The organism is Flavobacterium profundi, assembly GCF_006491645.1.
GTDB lineage: Bacteria > Bacteroidota > Bacteroidia > Flavobacteriales > Flavobacteriaceae > Flavobacterium > Flavobacterium profundi.
The window spans coordinates 14,009-32,236 of record NZ_VDCZ01000007.1; the positions used below are offsets into that span (position 1 = coordinate 14,009).

Below are 18,228 nucleotides of genomic sequence, written 5' to 3' on the forward strand. Positions count from 1 at the left end.
TTTTTTAGTTAATCAAAATATTTTCTTTGGGATACTCATAAAATTGATGGTTCATTTGTCTAAGTAAACCAATCATTAAATTGAGCATTCCTATTCGTCCTATAAACATTACCGCAATAATCACATATTTACTAGGTTCCGATAAGGTAGGTGTAAAATTTAAACTTAAACCTACGGTACTGTATGCTGAGAAACATTCAAAAACAACCGTTAATACAGGAGTGTCTTTGGGTTCAAAAATAAGCAAAGCCATAATTGCCATACCAATTACAATTAATGAAATACATAAAATGGCAAAGGCTCTAGATGTAGATTCACTTGTAATTCTTCTGCCAAAAATTTGAATTCTACTTTTTCCTTTTGCAACCGCAAATATATTTAAAGTGGCTAAAGCAAAAGTACTTGTTTTAACACCACCTCCAGTGGATGCAGGTGACGCTCCAATCCACATTAAAAAAATAATAAATAATAAAGAAGGAACCGTCATACTCGTATAATCTACTACATTAAAACCAGCAGTTCTTGGGGTTACCGAACTAAAAGCCGCATTAGTAATTTTACCAAAAACCGTTGGATGTTCTAGCAAGGTATTGTTGTATTCCGAAATAAATAAAAACACCCAACCCCCAAATAAAAGAATGATAGTGGTGTAAATAACAATTTTAGTATTTAAAGTAATTACAGGGACTTGTTTGTGAATCAATTTTTTATCAAATAATTCTAAAACATACGTTTTTAAATAGCGATAAAAATTAAAAATGATATTATGTCCTAATCCTCCAAAAACAATAAGTATCATAATTATCCATTGGAAATAATAATAAAAACGAATACTTTCGTCGTATAATCCATTAGAAAAAATGGAAAAACCGGCATTGCAAAATGCTGATATCGAGTGAAATAAAGAAAAGAATAATTTGTTTGTTATGGCATAATTATTCGCAATGGAAGAATAAATAAATAAGGCTCCAATAATCTCTACACTAACCGTAAAAATAACCACATTTAAAGCAGCTCTAAATACATCTTTTAAGCCTTCTTGAGCAATAAAGTCTTTGGTATTTAGCCCTTCTTTAAACGACGAACTACCTCTAAAGAAAAAAGCAAAGAAAGAAGTAAAAGTTAAAATACCAATTCCACCCAACTGAATCAACACTAAAATAATAGATTGACCAACAGTCGTAAAATCAACTCCTGTATCTACTACCGCTAAACCAGTAACACAAACGGCACTGGTTGCTGTAAATAAAGCATTGGTAAAACTTATTCCATTCGTGGTGGCACTGGGTAACATTAATAAAAAAGCGCCTGACAAAGCTAAAATTAAGAAGCTACCTACAAATACAATAGCTGGATTGAAATAAATGTCATAAATGTGACGTACCAAGACTAGTAATCGTAGAAGGAAATACATAATTAAACCGCCTTCTAAAACTGGTTTGATTTTTTGTAAAATGTAGTGGTAACTAAAATCGGTATTTAAAAGAGCAATAATTAAAGATATAGCCAATAAAAGTGAAATGATAATCATGTTCACTAAGGCCACTTTTTTATTACTTTTATACTTATAAATAAAGAACTTAAAAGTATTAAAGACTAACAATAGAATGGTCAGAATAATTAACCCAATAACATGTGGACTATTGAAATTCTCTGCAAAGTCATAGCCAAAATCAAAGACTATAAAAAGCAGTACAATAATATCAAAAAACCTATAAATATAATTGAGTAATGATTCTCTTTCCATTTTTTAGCAGTGATTTATTTCACTTTCAATTGCGAACGAAGTTGCTGCATTAAAACGGCTCCTCCTTGTTCTAAAATTATTTGGGCACAATTTTCCCCAAAAGATTTATAATCAACAAAATTACAACTTTTTTTAATGTAATGTTTTTCTTTTCCGTCTAAAGAAAACAAGACACCTTCAAAAGAAATGGAATCCTTTTCTATAGTTGCTAGAGCACCTATTGGAGCGGTGCAACCACCTTCTAAAGTTTTCAAAAAGTTCCTTTCAATTGTAGTACAAATTTCAGTTTCTTTATGATTCAACTGCTGTAAAGCTTCTCTTGTATAAGTATCCTCTTCCATGGCTACGACAAGCATTGCGCCTTGAGCAGGAGCAGGAATCATCCAATCTAAATTGATAAATGTGTCTGGTTTCAAATTAATTCGTTCTAAACCAGCAGCTGCAAAAATCGCACCATTCCAAGAATGATCGTGTAGTTTTTGCATTCTTGTATTCACATTTCCTCTTAAATCTTCAACTGTATGGCTAGGATATCGATGAAGCCATTGGGCTTTTCTTCGTAAACTTCCTGTAGCAATAACTCCTTCTGTATTTAGAAAATCTACATTTCCTTTATGAACCAAAATATCTAAAGTGTTTGCTCTTTCTAAAACCGCTGCTTGAACAATTCCCTTGGGTAAACTTGTGGGAACATCTTTCATAGAATGTACCGCTATATCTACTTCGCCCTTTAGCATAGCAACATCAAGAGTTTTGGTAAAAATTCCTGTAATTCCTAATTCATATAAAGGTTTGTCCAAGATAAGATCACCAGTAGATTTTACGGCAATAATTTCTGTGGTATACCCTAATGCGTTAAGTTGATTTTGAACAGTATGTGCTTGCCAAAGAGCCAATTCACTATCACGGGTACCAATGCGTATTGTTTTTTTCAAAAGAAGTAATTTATGGGTTTAACCGGAAGACTTTTTCAATCCATTCAATGCTTTCATCCACCATGGTGTTTTCATGTTTCAAATGATTGGCAAAATGAGTAGTGATTTTTTGAATGATGCGGTTGCTAATAATTTCAGCTTGCTCTTCATTAAAATTATCCATTTTTTTTCTTTGATAATTTAATTCTGAATTCTTAATATCTGCTAATTTTTCTTTTAAAGAATGGATAGTGGGCGCAAACTTGCGTGCTTTAGACCAATTGATAAACTCTTCTACAATTTCGTTTATAATTTTTTCTGCAGCGGGAATATGAGCTTTCCTTTTTTCAATTGTTTCATCTGTAACCTGAGATAAATAATCCAAGTGAACCAAAGAAACACCCTCTATATCCGTAACATTTTCATTTACATTTTTTGGAATCGACAAATCTAAAATAAGCAATGGTTTTTTTAGATTTAAAATTTTAGCATCAATGGTTGGATTTTGGGCACCTGTTGCTACTACTAAAACATCAGATTTTTGAATTTCTAATTGTAAATCAGCATAATCTTTTACCAGCAAATTAAATTTACCTGCTATTTTTTCTGCTTTTTCTTTGGTTCTATTGATAAGAACGATATGGTCGTTTTTAGTATGTTTTACTAAATTTTCACAAGTATTTCTACCAATTTTACCTGTTCCAAAAAGCAAAATATTTTTCGAACCAATATCGGTAATCGTATTCATAATATATTGAACAGAAGCAAAAGAGACAGAAGTAGCACCTGAGCTAATTTGAGTTTCATTCTTTACTCTTTTACTAGCTTGAATAACAGCATTTACTAAGCGTTCAATATAACTATTTCCTAAACCAATTTTTTTACTTTCTGTAAAACCAATTTTTATTTGTGAAATAATTTCAAAATCCCCTAAAATTTGACTATCCAAACCTGTTCCAACTCGAAATAAATGCGTTATAGCTTCTTTATTTTTATATACGTAAGCTATTTTTTGAAAATCTTCAACAGTTCCTAAACTATTATCACAAAGTAATTTGATAAGTTGGAAAGGGTGTTCTGCAAAGCCATAAATTTCGGTTCGATTACAAGTAGAAATTACAAACAAACTTTCAATATGTTCTTCTTTGGCTTGCTTTAATAAATCAATTCTAGTTGTTTCATTCAAACTAAATTTACCTCTCATTTCGGCATCTGCTTTTTTATAGCTGAGACCAATTGCGTAAAAACTAGTGTGTTTGACTCCTGTAAAGTTCTCCATAAAATTCTACTTCCCTTATAGAAAAACAAAATTAGTATAGAAGTGTTTTTAAAAATAACGCTCAAAGGACTTTTTGTGTCGATTGCAGATTTTTTGTAAAATTTATGATTTGTTTTTAGTATTTACGCTATTTTTGTAGTAAAATTGGTTCACGAGAACTTTTTTATTTATAACCAATCTAAATAAGTTCAAATTTTAAATTGGCTTTAATAACTCAAAAAACAACGCTATGAGTTCATTTGAAGAAATAAAAATTGAAACAGACTTTACTTTATTGCGTTTTCAAAATGATTCCGATACTATGGAACGTATTGAAAAACAGGTAAAAACAGGTTTGATTCAATTTCACTTTAATGTAAAAGGAAAAGCAAAATTTATTTTTAATCAAGGCACTTATGCTTTGGATTTGAATGAAGAAAAGTCATTACTACTTTATAATCCTCAAAAAGAATTACCACTTCATCTCGAAGTAAGTCCGAAATCGTGGATTATATCGATGCTTATTTCTATTAAAAAATTCCATGCTTTATTTTCTAATGAAGCAGATGTAATTCCTTTTTTAAGTAAAGAAAATTTAGATAAGAAATATTACGGAGAAGAAGATATTAGTCCATCTATGGCTATTGTACTCAATCAAATTTTCCACTACAATCAAAATTCTTCCATTAAAAATTTGTATCTCAAAGGGAAAGGGTATGAACTAATGAGTTTGTATTTCAATCAAAATGAAGACCCCAATGCAGAGCACTGTCCTTTTTTAATAGACGAAGAAAATGTCTTAAAAATAAAGAAAGCAAAAGAGGTAGTTATTAATAATATGGCTGAACCACCTGGTTTGCAAGAGTTAGCCGACCAAGTTGGGTTAACATTAAAAAAGTTAAAAGTAGGTTTCAAGCAAATTTACGGTGATAGTGTCTACAGTTTTTTATTTGACTATAAAATGGAATATGCTCGAAAGATGCTCGATTCAGGTTCCTATAATGTCAATGAAGTTGGGTTAAAAGTAGGATACAGTACTTCCAGTCATTTTATAGCCGCATTTAAAAAGAAATTTGGGATTACACCTAAAAAATATTTGATGAATTTGAATCTAAATGTGTAATCATTTTATCATCGATTTACCCAATATAGAAATAGAAATTAAAACTAATCTTGAGAGAAATATAAAAATGACTTTATCTATTTTTACTCAAGTTAATAATCATAGAAATCCAATTTATAACCATGAAGAAAGGCGTATTATTAGTGAATTTAGGTTCCCCTGATAGTCCAACCCCAAAGGATGTAAAACCTTATTTAGATGAATTTTTAATGGATAAATACGTAATAGATGTTCCTTTTTTATTACGTGCTTTATTAGTAAGAGGAATCATTTTACAAACCCGTCCTAAAAAATCGGCTGCAGCTTATCAAAAAATTTGGTGGGAAGAAGGTTCTCCCTTAATTGTACTTTCAAAAAGAATGAAAGCTAAAGTGGAGCAAAATGTAAGTATACCTGTTGCTTTAGCGATGCGATATGGAAATCCAAGTATTGAAAGTGGTTTGCAAGAGTTAAGTGATAAAGGCATTACAGAAGTTTTGTTGTTTCCTTTGTATCCACAACATGCTATGGCTTCAACGGTAACCATTTTGGTTTTGGCAGAAGAAATTCGTAAAAAGAAATTTCCACACATGAATTTTACGATTGTTCCTGCCTTCTACAATCAAAAAGATTACATCAGAGATTTATCTAATTTGATTAAAAAACATTTAGAAGGATTTGATTACGATCATTTATTATTCTCGTATCACGGTATTCCTGAGCGTCATATTCGCAAAACAGATATTACAAAAAGTCATTGTAAAATAGATGGTAGTTGTTGCCATACTCCATCACCAGCTCACGAATTTTGCTACCGTCATCAATGTTTTGAAACTACCAAACAAGTAGTAGAATTTCTAGGTATTGAAGAAGGAAAATATAGCCAAACTTTTCAGTCTCGATTAGCTGGAGATAAATGGTTAACGCCTTACACGGATGTTGAAATTAATAAAATGCCTGAAAAAGGGATTAAAAAATTAGCGGTGGTAACTCCAGCCTTTGTTTCGGATTGTTTAGAGACTTTGGAAGAAATTGCTATGGAAGCTAATCATGAATTTAAAGCACATGGTGGTGAAGAATTTAAGGCAATTCCTTGTTTAAATGATGATAACGATTGGTGTAAGACTTTGAGCCGTTGGATTGATCAATGGGCCTTTCAATCGGAAGAACAAAATGTATAATGGCAGTATCATCAACAGAATTAGGCACATTACCTATTAGAGAATTACTGATAAAGCAATCAGTACCTGCTTCTATAGGCATCTTGTTTATGTCTGTTAATATACTTATTGATACTATTTTTGTAGGACAATGGATAGGATCGCTTGCAATAGCTGCTGTTTCTGTCGTTTTGCCTATAACTTTTTTAATTTCCTCCTTAGGAATGGCTTTAGGAATAGGAGGAAGTTCCATTATTTCTAGAGCCTTAGGAGCAGAAAACAGAGAAAAGGCACTACAAACTTTTGGAAACCAAATTGTACTTACTTTAGGGTTGGCTATATTGGCAGTGCTAATTGGTTTATTGTATTCTGAAGAAGTACTTCTTTTATTTGGTGCCAATGGTGAAATTATGCAACCCGCCATGGATTTTTTTATTCCGGTTTTATATGGAGTACCTTTTTTAGCTTTATGCATGATGGGAAATACCGTAATTCGAGCTGAAGGGAAACCAAAATTTGCCATGATTGCTATGATTATTCCTGCTTTTGGGAATATAATCTTAGATGTCATTTTTATAAAATTTTTGAATTTAGGCATGTTTGGTGCAGCATTAGCTACTTCATTATCCTATTTCATGTGTTTTGTTTTTATTTTTTGGTTTTTTATCTTCAAAAGTGAATTGCGTTTGCAAATGCATCATTATGTACTTCAAATAAATATTGTTTCTGAAATAGCTTCACTTGGGTTTGTTACTTTTGCAAGACAAGGCGTTGTGGCTATTTTATCGATTATTTTAAATCATACGTTGTACATTCATGGAGGAGAAATTTCAGTTGCCATTTATGGAATTATAAGCCGAATGTTGATGTTTGCTCTTTTCCCAATTTTAGGAGTTACACAAGGATTTTTACCTGTTGCTGGATATAATTATGGAGCCAAAAATTACGTAAGAGTGAACGAAACAATCTCAAAATCTATAAAATGGGCGGCCGGTTTAGCCACCATAATTTTTATTGTAATACTAGTTTTAGCGGAACCCATCGTTGCCATTTTTTCTAAAGATGCCACGATTATCAAAGAAACACCAAGTGCTTTGCGATTGGTTTTTGCAGCTTCCCCTATTATAGCGATACAATTAATTGGAGCAGCTTACTTTCAAGCGGCTGGAAAAGCAATTCCTGCTTTATTGTTAACTTTAACCAAGCAAGGATTTTTTCTCATTCCATTAATTTTAGTTTTACCAAATTATTATGGTATTTTTGGAGTATGGATTGCCTTTCCCATTGCAGATATTTTATCTACTTTAGTCACAGGTTTTTTTTTAAAAAGAGAAATGAATAGAAAATTAACGTACGTTCAAGATGGAATATAATTACATTAAAGCTTTACATCTCATATTTGTGATTACTTGGTTTGCTGGACTATTTTATATCGTTCGTTTGTTTGTATACCATGCAGAAGCCAAGCAAAAACCACAACCAGAACAAGATATTTTAATTCAACAATACCAATTAATGCAATACCGACTTTGGTATATCATTACATGGCCAAGTGCAGTTTTAGCTAGTTTTTTTGCTTTTTGGATGTTGTTTTTCACTGAAGCCGGAAAATTTTGGTTAACCCAACCTTGGATGCATGTAAAATTGGCATTTGTTTTGTTACTCTATTTGTATCATGTAAAATGCCATCAAATCTTTAAACAATTGCAAAAGAATGAAGTAAAAAACACTTCCAATTTTTTTAGAATTTGGAATGAAGGAGCCACCATTATTTTATTTGCTATTGTTTTTTTAGTCATCTTAAAAAGTGCTATCAATTGGATTTATGGTGTAATCGGAATTTTTATTTTTTCCATTTTAATTATGTTAGGATTTAAATTGTATAAAAGGATACGAGAAAAAAATAAATAATGTACGCACTATTCAATATTAAGCATATTTCGCTACGATTAAGAATTTTTATTTCGATGATATTCTTAACGCTTATTGCTTCTATATTAATTGCTTTTGTTTCCTATTATCAATTTAAAAAAGAAGCAAAAGAATACCATCAAGATCGATTAGAACGTAAAGAAAATGCGATTATTGAAAACATCAATTATATCTTAAACAATACGAGTTTCCCACTTACAACTGAAAATATTCAATATATTTTTAAAGATAAAATTCACGAAATTGCAGATATTCATAGTTTAGAAATTAATTTTTTTGACTTACAAGGGAATTTAATTATTTCTTCCAAGCCTGTTTTTAAAATGGATAGTATTCGTCCAGAAATTAACGCTTCCACCCTTAAAATTTTAAAAGGAACCATAGACAAACGCTATGTAGAATTCACCAAAATTGACGGTCTACCTTATCGATCTTCTTATTCTTATATTAAAGACAATAAATTTAAGCCTTTGGCCATTTTGAATTTGCCTTATGAAGAAGACACCGAATTTTATGATAATGAAATCAAGAATTTTTTGATACGTTTTGGGCAAGTGTATTTTGTGATGTTATTGATTTCAATTTTCTTGTCCTACTTTTTATCCAGTTATATTACAAAATCTTTAAAAATTATATCCGATAAAATTCAAGAAACCAACTTCAATCAGCAAAATCAGAAGATTGAATTAGACGAAGGTAGTAAAGAGATTAATTTGTTGATTGAATCGTATAATAATATGGTAGACAAATTAGAGGATAGTGCAACCAAATTAGCCCAAAGTGAAAGAGAGCAAGCGTGGAGAGAAATGGCAAAACAAGTGGCACATGAAATTAAAAACCCACTAACACCCATGCGATTAACGGTGCAAAGTTACCAAAGACGTTTTGATTTAAATGATCCAAAGGCAAAAGAAAAATTAGATGATTTTGCGAAAATTTTAATTCAGCAAATTGATACGATGAGTTCGGTTGCTAGTGCCTTTTCTAATTTTGCTTCCATGCCAGCTCAACAAAATGAAACCTTAGATGTGGTAAAGGTGGTTCAATTGGCTTTGGATATTTTTAATGAAGATTTTATCCGTTTTTCTTATACAGAAGAAGAAATTATAGCCAGTTTGGATCGAACGCAATTGATACGTGTGATTACGAATTTGGTTAAAAATGCCATTCAAGCAATTCCTGAAAATCAAGAAAATAAAGATATTTTTGTACGTGTCTTTAGGAAAGGCAATCATGCTATTATTACAGTGAAAGACAATGGAAAAGGCGTTTCAGAACAAAATAAAGCGCGTATTTTTGAACCTAAATTTACCACAAAATCGAGTGGAATGGGACTTGGTTTAGCCATTATAAAAAATATTATTGAAAATTATAATGGAACCATTACTTTTGAAAGTGAAGAAGGGAAAGGAACCGAATTTACAGTCTCTTTTCCTATAACTGCGGAACAAGAAATAATTTAAAAACATACATAAAACAATCAAACTAAAATGGAAAATATTTTAATTGACAAATTAGACCAACTTGCTATTATTACCATTAACAGACCTGAAAAATTAAACGCTTTAAACAAAGCTACAATTTTGGAATTACATGAAGCGTTTCGTTCGTTAAACGAAGATACAACTGTAAAAACAATTATATTAACAGGAAGTGGTGAAAAAGCTTTTGTTGCTGGAGCAGACATATCTGAATTTGCCAATTTCTCAGTAGAGGATGGAGGAAAATTAGCAGCTAAAGGACAAGAATTATTATTTGATTTTGTACAAAATTTAACAACACCTGTTATTGCTGCGGTAAATGGTTTTGCTTTAGGCGGCGGATTAGAATTGGCTATGGCTTGTCATTTTAGAATTGCTTCAACCAATGCAAAAATGGGTTTACCTGAAGTAACTTTAGGCGTAATTCCTGGTTATGGAGGAACACAAAGGTTGGCACAATTAGTAGGAAAAGGAAGAGCAATGGAAATGATTATGACTGCTGGAATGATTGATGCTTCTGCAGCCTTACATTACGGATTAGTAAATCATGTAGTGGAACAAGCTGAATTACTCTCTTTTGCCAAAGAAATTGCAGCAAAAATTACTAAAAACTCTAGTGCTGCAATTGCAAAAGCTATTGAAGCTATTAATGCAAATTTTGAAGACGGTACCAATGGATATCAAGTAGAAATTAAAAATTTTGGTGCTTGTTTTGGTACGGAAGATTTTAAAGAAGGAACAACCGCTTTCTTAGAAAAAAGAAAAGCAAATTTTAAATAGTAAATTTTTATATGAAGTTAATTACTAAAACAATAGTAGTATTATTTTTATTAAGTAATGTATTAGTTCAAGCTCAAAGCGAGATTAAAATTCAAAAAAGTCAGATTTTTAAAGATAAAAATACCTTATCTAATTTAGTTTTTTCTGTTGATGATGGAAAAGGCGGCTTATTCCTTCTTAGAAGACTATCGAGTACATTTGGCAGAAATTCTAGAGGTTATGTATTAGAGCATTTTGATCACGATTTAAAATTGTTAGTCTCTAAAGAATTTGAAGACCAAAACAATGTTTTCAAAGCGCTTTTTATTAATGATAATAAAATTAATTTAATTGAAAGCATAAAAAACAGTAAAGAAAAATCATTAAGTTATAATTTATTAAGTGCTTCAATTGAAGATTTAAATTTTTCATCTAAAACAATTTTTTCAATTAATAAAGATGATATTAATAATACCTTCTTAGCTGATCTTGGCCTTTTTCTTACGGCAAATTATTTTAAATTAGATAGTGATCTCTTAGGAGAAGTTCAAATTTCTAAAAACAATAAATATATTGCTTTCAATTTTGATATTAAAAATGATAAAAAAGAGACACATAGGATATTAGTATATGATATCAATTTGAATAAAATTTATCAAAAAGAATTTAGTCAAAATATAAAAGATAAATACTTTAAATACAATTCATTTAAAATAAGCGAAGAGGATGGCTCCGTTTTTTTTCTAGGAAAAGCCTATAAAAATGAGAGTTATAAAGACCTAAAAGATGGGATAATTAATTATAACTTTAAGCTTTACAAATTATCGAACGAAGGCATTCAATTTGAAACTTTTTCAACAAATGAAACTTTTATTAATAGCTTAGAATTATTAATTAATAAAAATCAAGTTTTTTGCGTTGGTACTTATTCAGATAAATCATCTTATAATGACAGAGGAGTTGTATTTTATGAGGTTGATACAAATAATTTAAAGACAAAAAACTTTAAACTAAATCCTTTCACAGAACAATTTTTAATTGACAAATACGGAGAGAAAAAAGGGAAGAAAAAATCTCAAGATAAAGCGGAATTATCAAATTTAGTGTATAAAGATTTTTTTATTACAGATCAAAATGAAATTTACATCAATGCTGAGGAATACTTTATTTCAAGTTATCCTAGTACTTCATCTAGCGGGAGTACTCATTATGTAACCTCTTACAATTTTAACGATATTTTTTCATTTAAACTTAATTTTAATGGAGAATTACAATGGATGCGAACAATTAATAAAGGGCAAAGTACAACTGGTATTTTTGATTATTTTTCCTATTCGTCATTAGTATACAAAGGGAAAATGTATATTTTTTTAAACGGAGACGAGGATGTAAAAAAAATAAAAGATAATCGTATTTCTTTTAAGCAGACAAAGATTAAAAAGATGAATTTTTATGCAATTGAAATTGATGAAGAGGGCAACTTTACTTATAAAATTTTAATTACTGATAAGGATTCAAAAATTACGTATAAACCTTTTTTTGGAATTTATACTGATGAAGAAGGAGTAATTTTATTTGAAGGAAATGATGGGAGAGACAAACAAATTATTAAACTCAAGATATAATTAAAAATGGGAAAGTGAAAACTATTTTTCACCTTCCCATTCGGCATAAAATTGAGCTAAAAACTGTTCCATAAATCGGTGTCTTTCTGCTGCTATTTTTTTCCCCGTTTTGGTATTCATTTTATCTTTTAAAAGCAATAGTTTTTCGTAGAAATGATTTATGGTAGGCGCATCACTTTTCTTATATTCTTCTTTGCTCATATTAAGATTGGGTTGAATTTCTGGATTATAAAGGGCTCTGTTTTTAAAGCCTCCATAATTAAAAGTTCTTGCGATACCAATAGCACCTAAAGCATCCAATCGATCAGCATCTTGTACGATTTCTAATTCTTTTGAAGTATATGTTTTTTCAAAATTACCTCCTTTAAATGAAATATTTTCAATAATAGCAACTACTGCGTTTATGGTATCATCTGCAACATTTTGGCTCACCAAAAAATCACGGGCTATTTTAGGTCCGATGGTTTCATCTCCATGATGAAATTTACTATCTGCAATGTCATGCAATAAAGCACCTAACTTTACAATTTCTAAGTTGCAGTCTTCTTCTTTTGCTAATAGGAGTGCGTTTTTATACACTCTTTCAATGTGAAACCAATCATGTCCTCCTTCAGCCTGTTGCAATTGTTTTTTTACAAAAAGAATGGTCGAATCTATTACTGTCATTTTATATAGAAAAATTCCAAATTCTATTCATTACTAATGGAATTTGGAATTTTATTTAGAGTTTAAACGATTATTTTACTAAAGCGGGTTGTACCCATTTGAAGACATGGCCAGTTTCAGGGATTACTAATCTTTCAGAAACACGAGCCATCCTTGCTGGTAATTTCATTAAGAAATCCCTCGCTTTTTCAGCATCATCAGTTAAGTTTGTAATTTTATCAATTTGCCATTTATCAATGAGTTTTTGCATGATATCTACATAATCATTTGCAGTGTAAACCCCAATTCGTTGTGCGGCATCTGAAAATTGTTCGAAAGCGGTACTTATTTTTTGTCCGGATTCTCTTAAAAAATGAGCAGGCATCGTAATTTTATGTTTCATCATGTGTTGGAAAGCCAACATCATTTCACTAGGATCTACTTCAAAGATTTTGTTTACAAAAGTACTGTAGGCTTGATGGTGACGCATTTCATCACCAGCTATTAAACGGCACATTTTAGACAACTTATTATCACCAAATTTCTTAGCCATTTGTGCTACACGATTGTGGGAAATATAAGTGGCTAATTCTTGAAAACTCGTGTAGACAAAATTCTTGTAAGGATCGTTACTGGTACCAATGTCAAAGCCATCATTGATTAGATGTTGCGTTGTCATTTCTACTTCTCTCATGTTTACTCTACCTGATAAATATAAATATTTATTAAGAGTGTCACCATGACGATTTTCTTCACCGGTCCATTGTCTAATCCATTTACTCCAACCATTTCCACCGTTTTCTTGATCAACACCTTCTACTTGAGTTAACCAAGATTCATAAGTAGGTAGAGCTTCTTCTGTGATAGTATCTCCAACTAAAACTACCCAAAAATCATAGGGTAATTCTTTTGCAATCTCTCTTAATTCGGTGACTTCATCAAAAAATTTTTCATTTTGTGAATTGGGTAATAAATCAGTAGGTTGCCAAATTTTTTCAACTGGAATTAAAAATTCTTCCACGAAGGAATCAATTTTTTTTTCCAAAAACTGCATTACTTCTAAGCGAACATTTTTTAGGGACATTTTTTTATTTTTTAATATGATCTTTAATTACTTTTTCAGTTTTTTCAAAAATTTCTTCGAAAGTATAATCCGAAATTTTTAGAGGTTCGTGAACCTGAAATTCCAATCGATTTCCAAGTCCTAGTGGAAAAGTCCCGTAACGGGCTAATTTCCATGAGTTGTTAATAGTAACAGGAACAAAATAAGCATCCGGTGCAAATTTGTAAAGCATTTTTAAACCATTTACAGAAAAAGGTTTTGGTTCCCCTTTTTTTGCGCGCGTTCCTTCTGGAAATATAACGACAGAATAGTTGTTTTTATTGATAAATTCTGCACATTTTTTTATTTCTGCCAAGGCTTGTTTTCCATCTTTTCTATCAATTAATGCAGAACCACCATGTTTTAAGTTATAAGAAACACTGGGAATTCCTTTTCCTAATTCTTTTTTACTAATAAATTTTGGATGCCAAGCTCTCAAAAACCAAATATAAGGCGGAATATCATACAAGCTTTGATGATTGGAAACAATAATTAAAGGTTGATTTTTAGGTAATTTTTCTCGGCCTTTAAAGTTATAAGTGGTTCCTAATAAATGGGTGGTTCGTACCAAAAATAAATTAAGAATGGCTACACTCCATCGATGTGCATTGTATCCAAATACATTTAGACACACCCATTGGATGATGTGAAAAACACACAACCAAAATAAAAATAGTATATAATATACAATAGAAATGGGATAAGAAAGAATCTTTTGCATAACCGAATAGACTTTTTAACAAAGGTACTATATAAAACAAAAAAACCATCAGTAAAAGATGGTTTCCTGTAATTTTATTTTTTAAAATTAACAATATTCGTTGTAAGCGTCTTTTAAATTTTCTGCAATTAATTCCGCTGGACGACCTTCAATGTGATGGCGTTCTAACATGTGCACTAATTCTCCATTTTTAAATAAAGCCATACTTGGTGAAGAAGGAGGAAAAGGAAACATTTCTTCTCTTGCTGCATCAACAGCTTCTTTATCAACACCAGCAAAAACTGTAATTAAATTAGAAGGTTTTTTAGCACCGTCTAAACTCATTTTTGCACCTGGACGTGCATTTCTAGCCGCACAACCACAAACAGAATTCACTACTACTAAAGTAGTTCCTTCTTTTTGAATTTCGTTTTTAACGTCTGCAGCTGTATATAATTCTTTAAAACCTGCTTCAGAAAGTTCTGCACGCATTGGTTTTACCATTTCTTCTGGATACATAATTCTTTGTATTTTAATTAATGTTGCAAAGTTACAAAGATTAAACAATTGAATATCTAATTAAATCATAAAGATTTGTTATCGCTTACTACAAAAATGATTATACTAAAAGCAACAGTTTAATTTTTTTTAACGAAATTTCTTGAGAATTTTTCACCAGCTGTTGTTTCTAAGGTTAACATATAAATCCCTTCTTTTAAATCGTTAATTTTAATTTGAGATGATCCATCCGTAATTTTTTTTACTAATGCTCCATGCATGGCATAAATCGCAATAGATTTTATTTGTAGTTTTTCCGCATTGGTTATACGTATGAAGTCACTACTTGGGTTGGGATATACTTCAAAGTTGTCTGTATTAAAAGTAGTAACATCTAATGGTGAAGAACCCTCTAGTATCGTTAATGCTTGGTCTACATTCGGATTGTCGATAACATCGATAATTCCAGAAGGCCATCTGATAATTACCTGATCCACATTGGTCTCTGAACCAATTCCAAAATGAGCATTCATAGTACTTTGATGGCTAAAACCATGTCCGCTTCTGATTTCTCTAATTTGTTTTCCCCAATTACCATAAATTTCTACTCTTGCCCCAATACCATTTTGATTGCTAATTAACCCTTGGAGGTTAATTTTAATCCAATGATTGGCATTCGGAACATTATAAAATACATTACTAGCAAATTGAACATCTAGAAAACCATCATTATTTAAATCGCCTATTCCTCCTTCACTAAAAGTCAAATCATAACCTGTAAATGTTAAATCGCCGTTATTTAAGTATAATTCTTTTCCGTTTTGCCAAAGAAAATCAATCCAGCCGTCATTATTGAAATCAGCCGCTTGCACTTCCCATGAACCTACTTGCGGATCAATACCTGTTGACGCATAAATATCGGTAAAAGTTCCATCACCATTATTCAAATAAAATTTATTGGTATCAGAAATATTAGATAATAAAAAGTCCATATCTCCATCATTATCAAAATCTTCAATAGCAGTTGACCAAGATTGAGAACCGTCGTTAATTCCTGCAACAGCACCAGATTCTGTAAAAGTGCCATCACCATTATTTTTATACAATAAATTGATTCTTTGAGAATCTCCTACAGGTGCACCACCACGACATTTTGCTAAATACATATCCATGTCGCCATCATTATCATAATCTGTCCACATGGATTGATAATTTCCACCTACAGGTAACGTTTCCATTAAAGAAATATCGAAAACAAGATCTCCTGAACCCATATTCCTGTAAGCATGACTTTGAGCAACATCATGGCAAGCCCATAAGTCTAAGTTTCCATCATTATTGATATCTATAAAATTAGTTCTTTGTGTGAAAATATTTTGTGGATAAGGTACTTCTGTGTAATTAGTACCGGTAGCATCAGCTTTAACTATGGTTAACCTACTTCCACTTCCAAAAACCAAATCATTAAAACCATTTTTATCATAATCTCCAGCCGCAATACTCCAAGTAGGTGTAGCAGTTAAACTTGGTAAAGAAATAGTGGAACTAGTAAAACCGCCACCAACATTTTGTTTTAAAATCGTCATAGCATTGGAACTCACCGTAACAATATCATCCAAATAATCTCCGTTCATATCGACGACACAACAAATCGTAGCGTTAGAAGAGATGGGTTGTTGCGTAAAACTCACAGGTGGCGCAACATATGGAACTTCAGATAATTGAAACTCAAAACCAGAAGTACTCCATCGGTTATCAAAAGCAATATAATAAGTGGTTCCAGGAGTAGTATTAAAACTTACTATTGACAGGTACGAATTGGTATTTCCATTGTTACATTGGATAATTCCAGAATCATCATCACCCGCTACACAAATTAAGTTGGAGCAGTCACCTGAATAAATATGTACGCGAGTATCTTTACAAATATTAATAGCTAAGTCAGTAGTAACTGTAACAGTATAACTGTCATCAGCAACATATTTGTACCATTCTCCTGCAGTTGCATTATTGTTTATACAACTTTGAGGAATTTGTGTGCCATTTATTTGACCCACTGTGTAGGTGCCAGTAGTTACTGTTACAGCTGAGGCACAATCATCTTGTGCAAATGAGTAAAAGCACAAGCTTAATAAAAAGAATAAGGTAGTTTTTTTCATATTTTTTGGTTTTTTATTTGGTTTGTTTTTTAACGACATTCTGGTAAGGAGTTGATCCATGAGGTAATTAAGGCAACACCTTCCTCATGAACCAAAGTTCTACCAATATAGGGCATCATAAGGCTTTCTTCTGTAGAACTTATTCTTTGTATCATTTCAGATTGATCAGCATTGCCACCATTTATTACATAAGGTCCGTTTGGGATACTAAATAATGGAGTCATACACACACCGAAAGTGCTTAAGTTTGTATTGCTATAATTTAACCTTAAATCTACATAATCACAATGACCACCCGTTCTGTGGCAATGACCACAATTAATATCAATATACGAGCGCACTCTTTTTTCTAAAGGTTCATTGATATTTGTCCAATTAATAGTTGTATTTGTTGGAGTAGGTGAATTAGGATCTAAATAACCTACGCTTTTCCATTTAGCTAATTGGTTGACGGTTTCATTACCATAATCAAAAGCGAGATTTAAGTTTTGTGGCTTTACTCCGATAGGAATGGTAATTTCACCATTTTCTTCTTGATTCGGGTTGATTTTATGGCAAGTCACGCATTCTGTTTGAGAAGGAATTTTGTAAGTAGTACTTTTAGGTATTCCGTTTTCAGACCATTCAACAGGAATAAATACCCCTTGTTCAACAGTATCTAAATTGGCTTCAGTTTGTGCTTCATTCCAAATGTAATCGTACGCTTTCCAACCGTCTTCTTTTCGAATTAAAAGTCTTGTTTCAATGATTTTTTGTGTATTATTTGGTAATACATTGTCGTAATAAAAGGTCTTTATCAAAACAGCTCCAATAGGAAATTCTAAGGTATTATCATCTCCATTATAAATAGCTTGTTTGTTTTTTGGCATCCAAACGAATCTTTTTTTGTGTGCGTAATCCGAAAACAAACTACTAGCAGGTTCATATGGTAACACATCTAAAGAGGGAGACTGATTTTTTAATAATCCATTAAAAAAATGGTAATCAGATAATTTACTGTAAGGTACTTGAGATAAATTAACGGTTACAGGAGAAATTTCAGGTGTAGGTATTTCTGTGTAATTGGAGTCATCATCACTACAAGAAAACAGTAATACGGAACACACCATCAGACCTAGAGTCAGATAGTATTTTTTAATCATGTTA

General features: G+C 31.4%; 16 protein-coding genes. 7 read left to right on the forward strand and 9 right to left on the reverse strand.

Annotation, left to right across the window (positions count from 1 at the left end; translation table 11 throughout):
- Positions 1 to 4: 4 nt before the first annotated feature.
- From FHG05_RS10095 to hemA, 3 genes are read right to left on the reverse strand one after another with little or no spacing between them, the layout of a single operon-like run.
- Entirely contained in the window at positions 5 to 1,747 is a 1,743-nt protein-coding gene (locus FHG05_RS10095; RefSeq protein WP_140997903.1) for a TrkH family potassium uptake protein, read from the reverse strand.
- 14 nt (positions 1,748 to 1,761) lie between these two features.
- Positions 1,762 to 2,682, reverse strand: a complete 921-nt coding sequence (gene hemC / locus FHG05_RS10100; protein WP_140997904.1) for a hydroxymethylbilane synthase — start codon at positions 2,680 to 2,682, stop codon at positions 1,762 to 1,764.
- Between the two features lie 10 nt (positions 2,683 to 2,692).
- Positions 2,693 to 3,940: a glutamyl-tRNA reductase gene (hemA, locus tag FHG05_RS10105; RefSeq protein ID WP_140997905.1), complete on the reverse strand. Its 1,248-nt coding sequence runs from the start codon at positions 3,938 to 3,940 to the stop codon at positions 2,693 to 2,695.
- Between the two features lie 229 nt (positions 3,941 to 4,169).
- Between hemA and FHG05_RS10110 the strand changes: the two genes are divergently transcribed.
- From FHG05_RS10110 to FHG05_RS10140, 7 genes are all read left to right on the forward strand, one after another.
- Positions 4,170 to 5,042, forward strand: a complete 873-nt coding sequence (locus FHG05_RS10110; protein ID WP_140997906.1) for a helix-turn-helix transcriptional regulator — start codon at positions 4,170 to 4,172, stop codon at positions 5,040 to 5,042.
- 122 nt (positions 5,043 to 5,164) lie between these two features.
- Positions 5,165 to 6,202, forward strand: a complete 1,038-nt coding sequence (gene hemH, locus FHG05_RS10115; RefSeq protein ID WP_140997907.1) for a ferrochelatase — start codon at positions 5,165 to 5,167, stop codon at positions 6,200 to 6,202.
- Positions 6,202 to 7,554, forward strand: coding sequence for an MATE family efflux transporter (locus tag FHG05_RS10120; RefSeq protein ID WP_157504233.1), 1,353 nt, complete (start codon positions 6,202 to 6,204; stop codon positions 7,552 to 7,554). Before hemH ends, FHG05_RS10120 begins: the two co-directional genes overlap by 1 nt.
- Complete coding sequence (locus FHG05_RS10125) at positions 7,544 to 8,092, forward strand: CopD family protein (RefSeq protein ID WP_140997908.1); 549 nt, start codon at positions 7,544 to 7,546, stop codon at positions 8,090 to 8,092. Before FHG05_RS10120 ends, FHG05_RS10125 begins: the two co-directional genes overlap by 11 nt.
- A 56-nt stretch (positions 8,093 to 8,148) precedes the next feature.
- Positions 8,149 to 9,576, forward strand: coding sequence for a sensor histidine kinase (locus FHG05_RS10130; protein ID WP_140998059.1), 1,428 nt, complete (start codon positions 8,149 to 8,151; stop codon positions 9,574 to 9,576).
- A gap of 27 nt (positions 9,577 to 9,603) precedes the next feature.
- Positions 9,604 to 10,374 carry an enoyl-CoA hydratase/isomerase family protein gene (locus FHG05_RS10135; RefSeq protein ID WP_140997909.1) on the forward strand — a complete coding sequence of 257 codons (771 nt, stop codon included), beginning with the start codon at positions 9,604 to 9,606 and terminating at the stop codon, positions 10,372 to 10,374.
- Between the two features lie 11 nt (positions 10,375 to 10,385).
- Positions 10,386 to 11,978, forward strand: a complete 1,593-nt coding sequence (locus tag FHG05_RS10140; protein WP_140997910.1) for a hypothetical protein — start codon at positions 10,386 to 10,388, stop codon at positions 11,976 to 11,978.
- A 21-nt stretch (positions 11,979 to 11,999) separates the two neighbouring features.
- On the opposite strand, the gene FHG05_RS10145 is transcribed toward FHG05_RS10140, so the two are convergent.
- The 6 genes from FHG05_RS10145 to FHG05_RS10170 all read right to left on the reverse strand — a co-directional run bounded on the left by FHG05_RS10145 (position 12,000) and on the right by FHG05_RS10170 (position 18,224).
- On the reverse strand, positions 12,000 to 12,644 hold the full coding sequence (locus FHG05_RS10145; protein WP_140997911.1) for an HD domain-containing protein: 645 nt from the start codon (positions 12,642 to 12,644) through the stop codon (positions 12,000 to 12,002).
- Between the two features lie 70 nt (positions 12,645 to 12,714).
- Positions 12,715 to 13,707, reverse strand: coding sequence for an acyl-ACP desaturase (locus FHG05_RS10150; protein WP_140997912.1), 993 nt, complete (start codon positions 13,705 to 13,707; stop codon positions 12,715 to 12,717).
- Positions 13,708 to 13,711: 4 nt separating this feature from the next.
- The gene (locus FHG05_RS10155) at positions 13,712 to 14,446 is read right to left on the reverse strand and encodes a lysophospholipid acyltransferase family protein (RefSeq protein WP_140997913.1); all 735 of its coding nucleotides are present in this window, start codon (positions 14,444 to 14,446) and stop codon (positions 13,712 to 13,714) included.
- 87 nt (positions 14,447 to 14,533) lie between these two features.
- Positions 14,534 to 14,944, reverse strand: coding sequence for a BrxA/BrxB family bacilliredoxin (locus tag FHG05_RS10160; protein WP_140997914.1), 411 nt, complete (start codon positions 14,942 to 14,944; stop codon positions 14,534 to 14,536).
- A 119-nt stretch (positions 14,945 to 15,063) separates the two neighbouring features.
- On the reverse strand, positions 15,064 to 17,082 hold the full coding sequence (locus FHG05_RS10165) for an FG-GAP-like repeat-containing protein (RefSeq protein WP_181369167.1): 2,019 nt from the start codon (positions 17,080 to 17,082) through the stop codon (positions 15,064 to 15,066).
- A 29-nt stretch (positions 17,083 to 17,111) separates the two neighbouring features.
- The gene (locus tag FHG05_RS10170; RefSeq protein WP_140997916.1) at positions 17,112 to 18,224 is read right to left on the reverse strand and encodes a hypothetical protein; all 1,113 of its coding nucleotides are present in this window, start codon (positions 18,222 to 18,224) and stop codon (positions 17,112 to 17,114) included.
- Between the last annotated feature and the right edge of the window lie 4 nt (positions 18,225 to 18,228).

Excerpts from the sequence above, each read along its gene's own strand:
- FHG05_RS10095 (WP_140997903.1), bottom strand. The coding sequence starts at position 1,747 with ATGGAAAGAGAATCATTACTCAATTATATTTATAGGTTTTTTGATATT.
- hemH (WP_140997907.1), top strand. The coding sequence starts at position 5,165 with ATGAAGAAAGGCGTATTATTAGTGAATTTAGGTTCCCCTGATAGTCCA.
- FHG05_RS10125 (WP_140997908.1), top strand. The coding sequence starts at position 7,544 with ATGGAATATAATTACATTAAAGCTTTACATCTCATATTTGTGATTACT.
- FHG05_RS10165 (WP_181369167.1), bottom strand. The coding sequence starts at position 17,082 with ATGAAAAAAACTACCTTATTCTTTTTATTAAGCTTGTGCTTTTACTCA.
- FHG05_RS10150 (WP_140997912.1), bottom strand. The coding sequence starts at position 13,707 with ATGTCCCTAAAAAATGTTCGCTTAGAAGTAATGCAGTTTTTGGAAAAA.
- FHG05_RS10140 (WP_140997910.1), top strand. The coding sequence starts at position 10,386 with ATGAAGTTAATTACTAAAACAATAGTAGTATTATTTTTATTAAGTAAT.
- FHG05_RS10130 (WP_140998059.1), top strand. The coding sequence starts at position 8,149 with ATGATATTCTTAACGCTTATTGCTTCTATATTAATTGCTTTTGTTTCC.
- FHG05_RS10160 (WP_140997914.1), bottom strand. The coding sequence starts at position 14,944 with ATGTATCCAGAAGAAATGGTAAAACCAATGCGTGCAGAACTTTCTGAA.
- FHG05_RS10110 (WP_140997906.1), top strand. The coding sequence starts at position 4,170 with ATGAGTTCATTTGAAGAAATAAAAATTGAAACAGACTTTACTTTATTG.
- FHG05_RS10170 (WP_140997916.1), bottom strand. The coding sequence starts at position 18,224 with ATGATTAAAAAATACTATCTGACTCTAGGTCTGATGGTGTGTTCCGTA.
- FHG05_RS10120 (WP_157504233.1), top strand. The coding sequence starts at position 6,202 with ATGGCAGTATCATCAACAGAATTAGGCACATTACCTATTAGAGAATTA.
- hemA (WP_140997905.1), bottom strand. The coding sequence starts at position 3,940 with ATGGAGAACTTTACAGGAGTCAAACACACTAGTTTTTACGCAATTGGT.
- FHG05_RS10145 (WP_140997911.1), bottom strand. The coding sequence starts at position 12,644 with ATGACAGTAATAGATTCGACCATTCTTTTTGTAAAAAAACAATTGCAA.
- FHG05_RS10135 (WP_140997909.1), top strand. The coding sequence starts at position 9,604 with ATGGAAAATATTTTAATTGACAAATTAGACCAACTTGCTATTATTACC.
- FHG05_RS10155 (WP_140997913.1), bottom strand. The coding sequence starts at position 14,446 with ATGCAAAAGATTCTTTCTTATCCCATTTCTATTGTATATTATATACTA.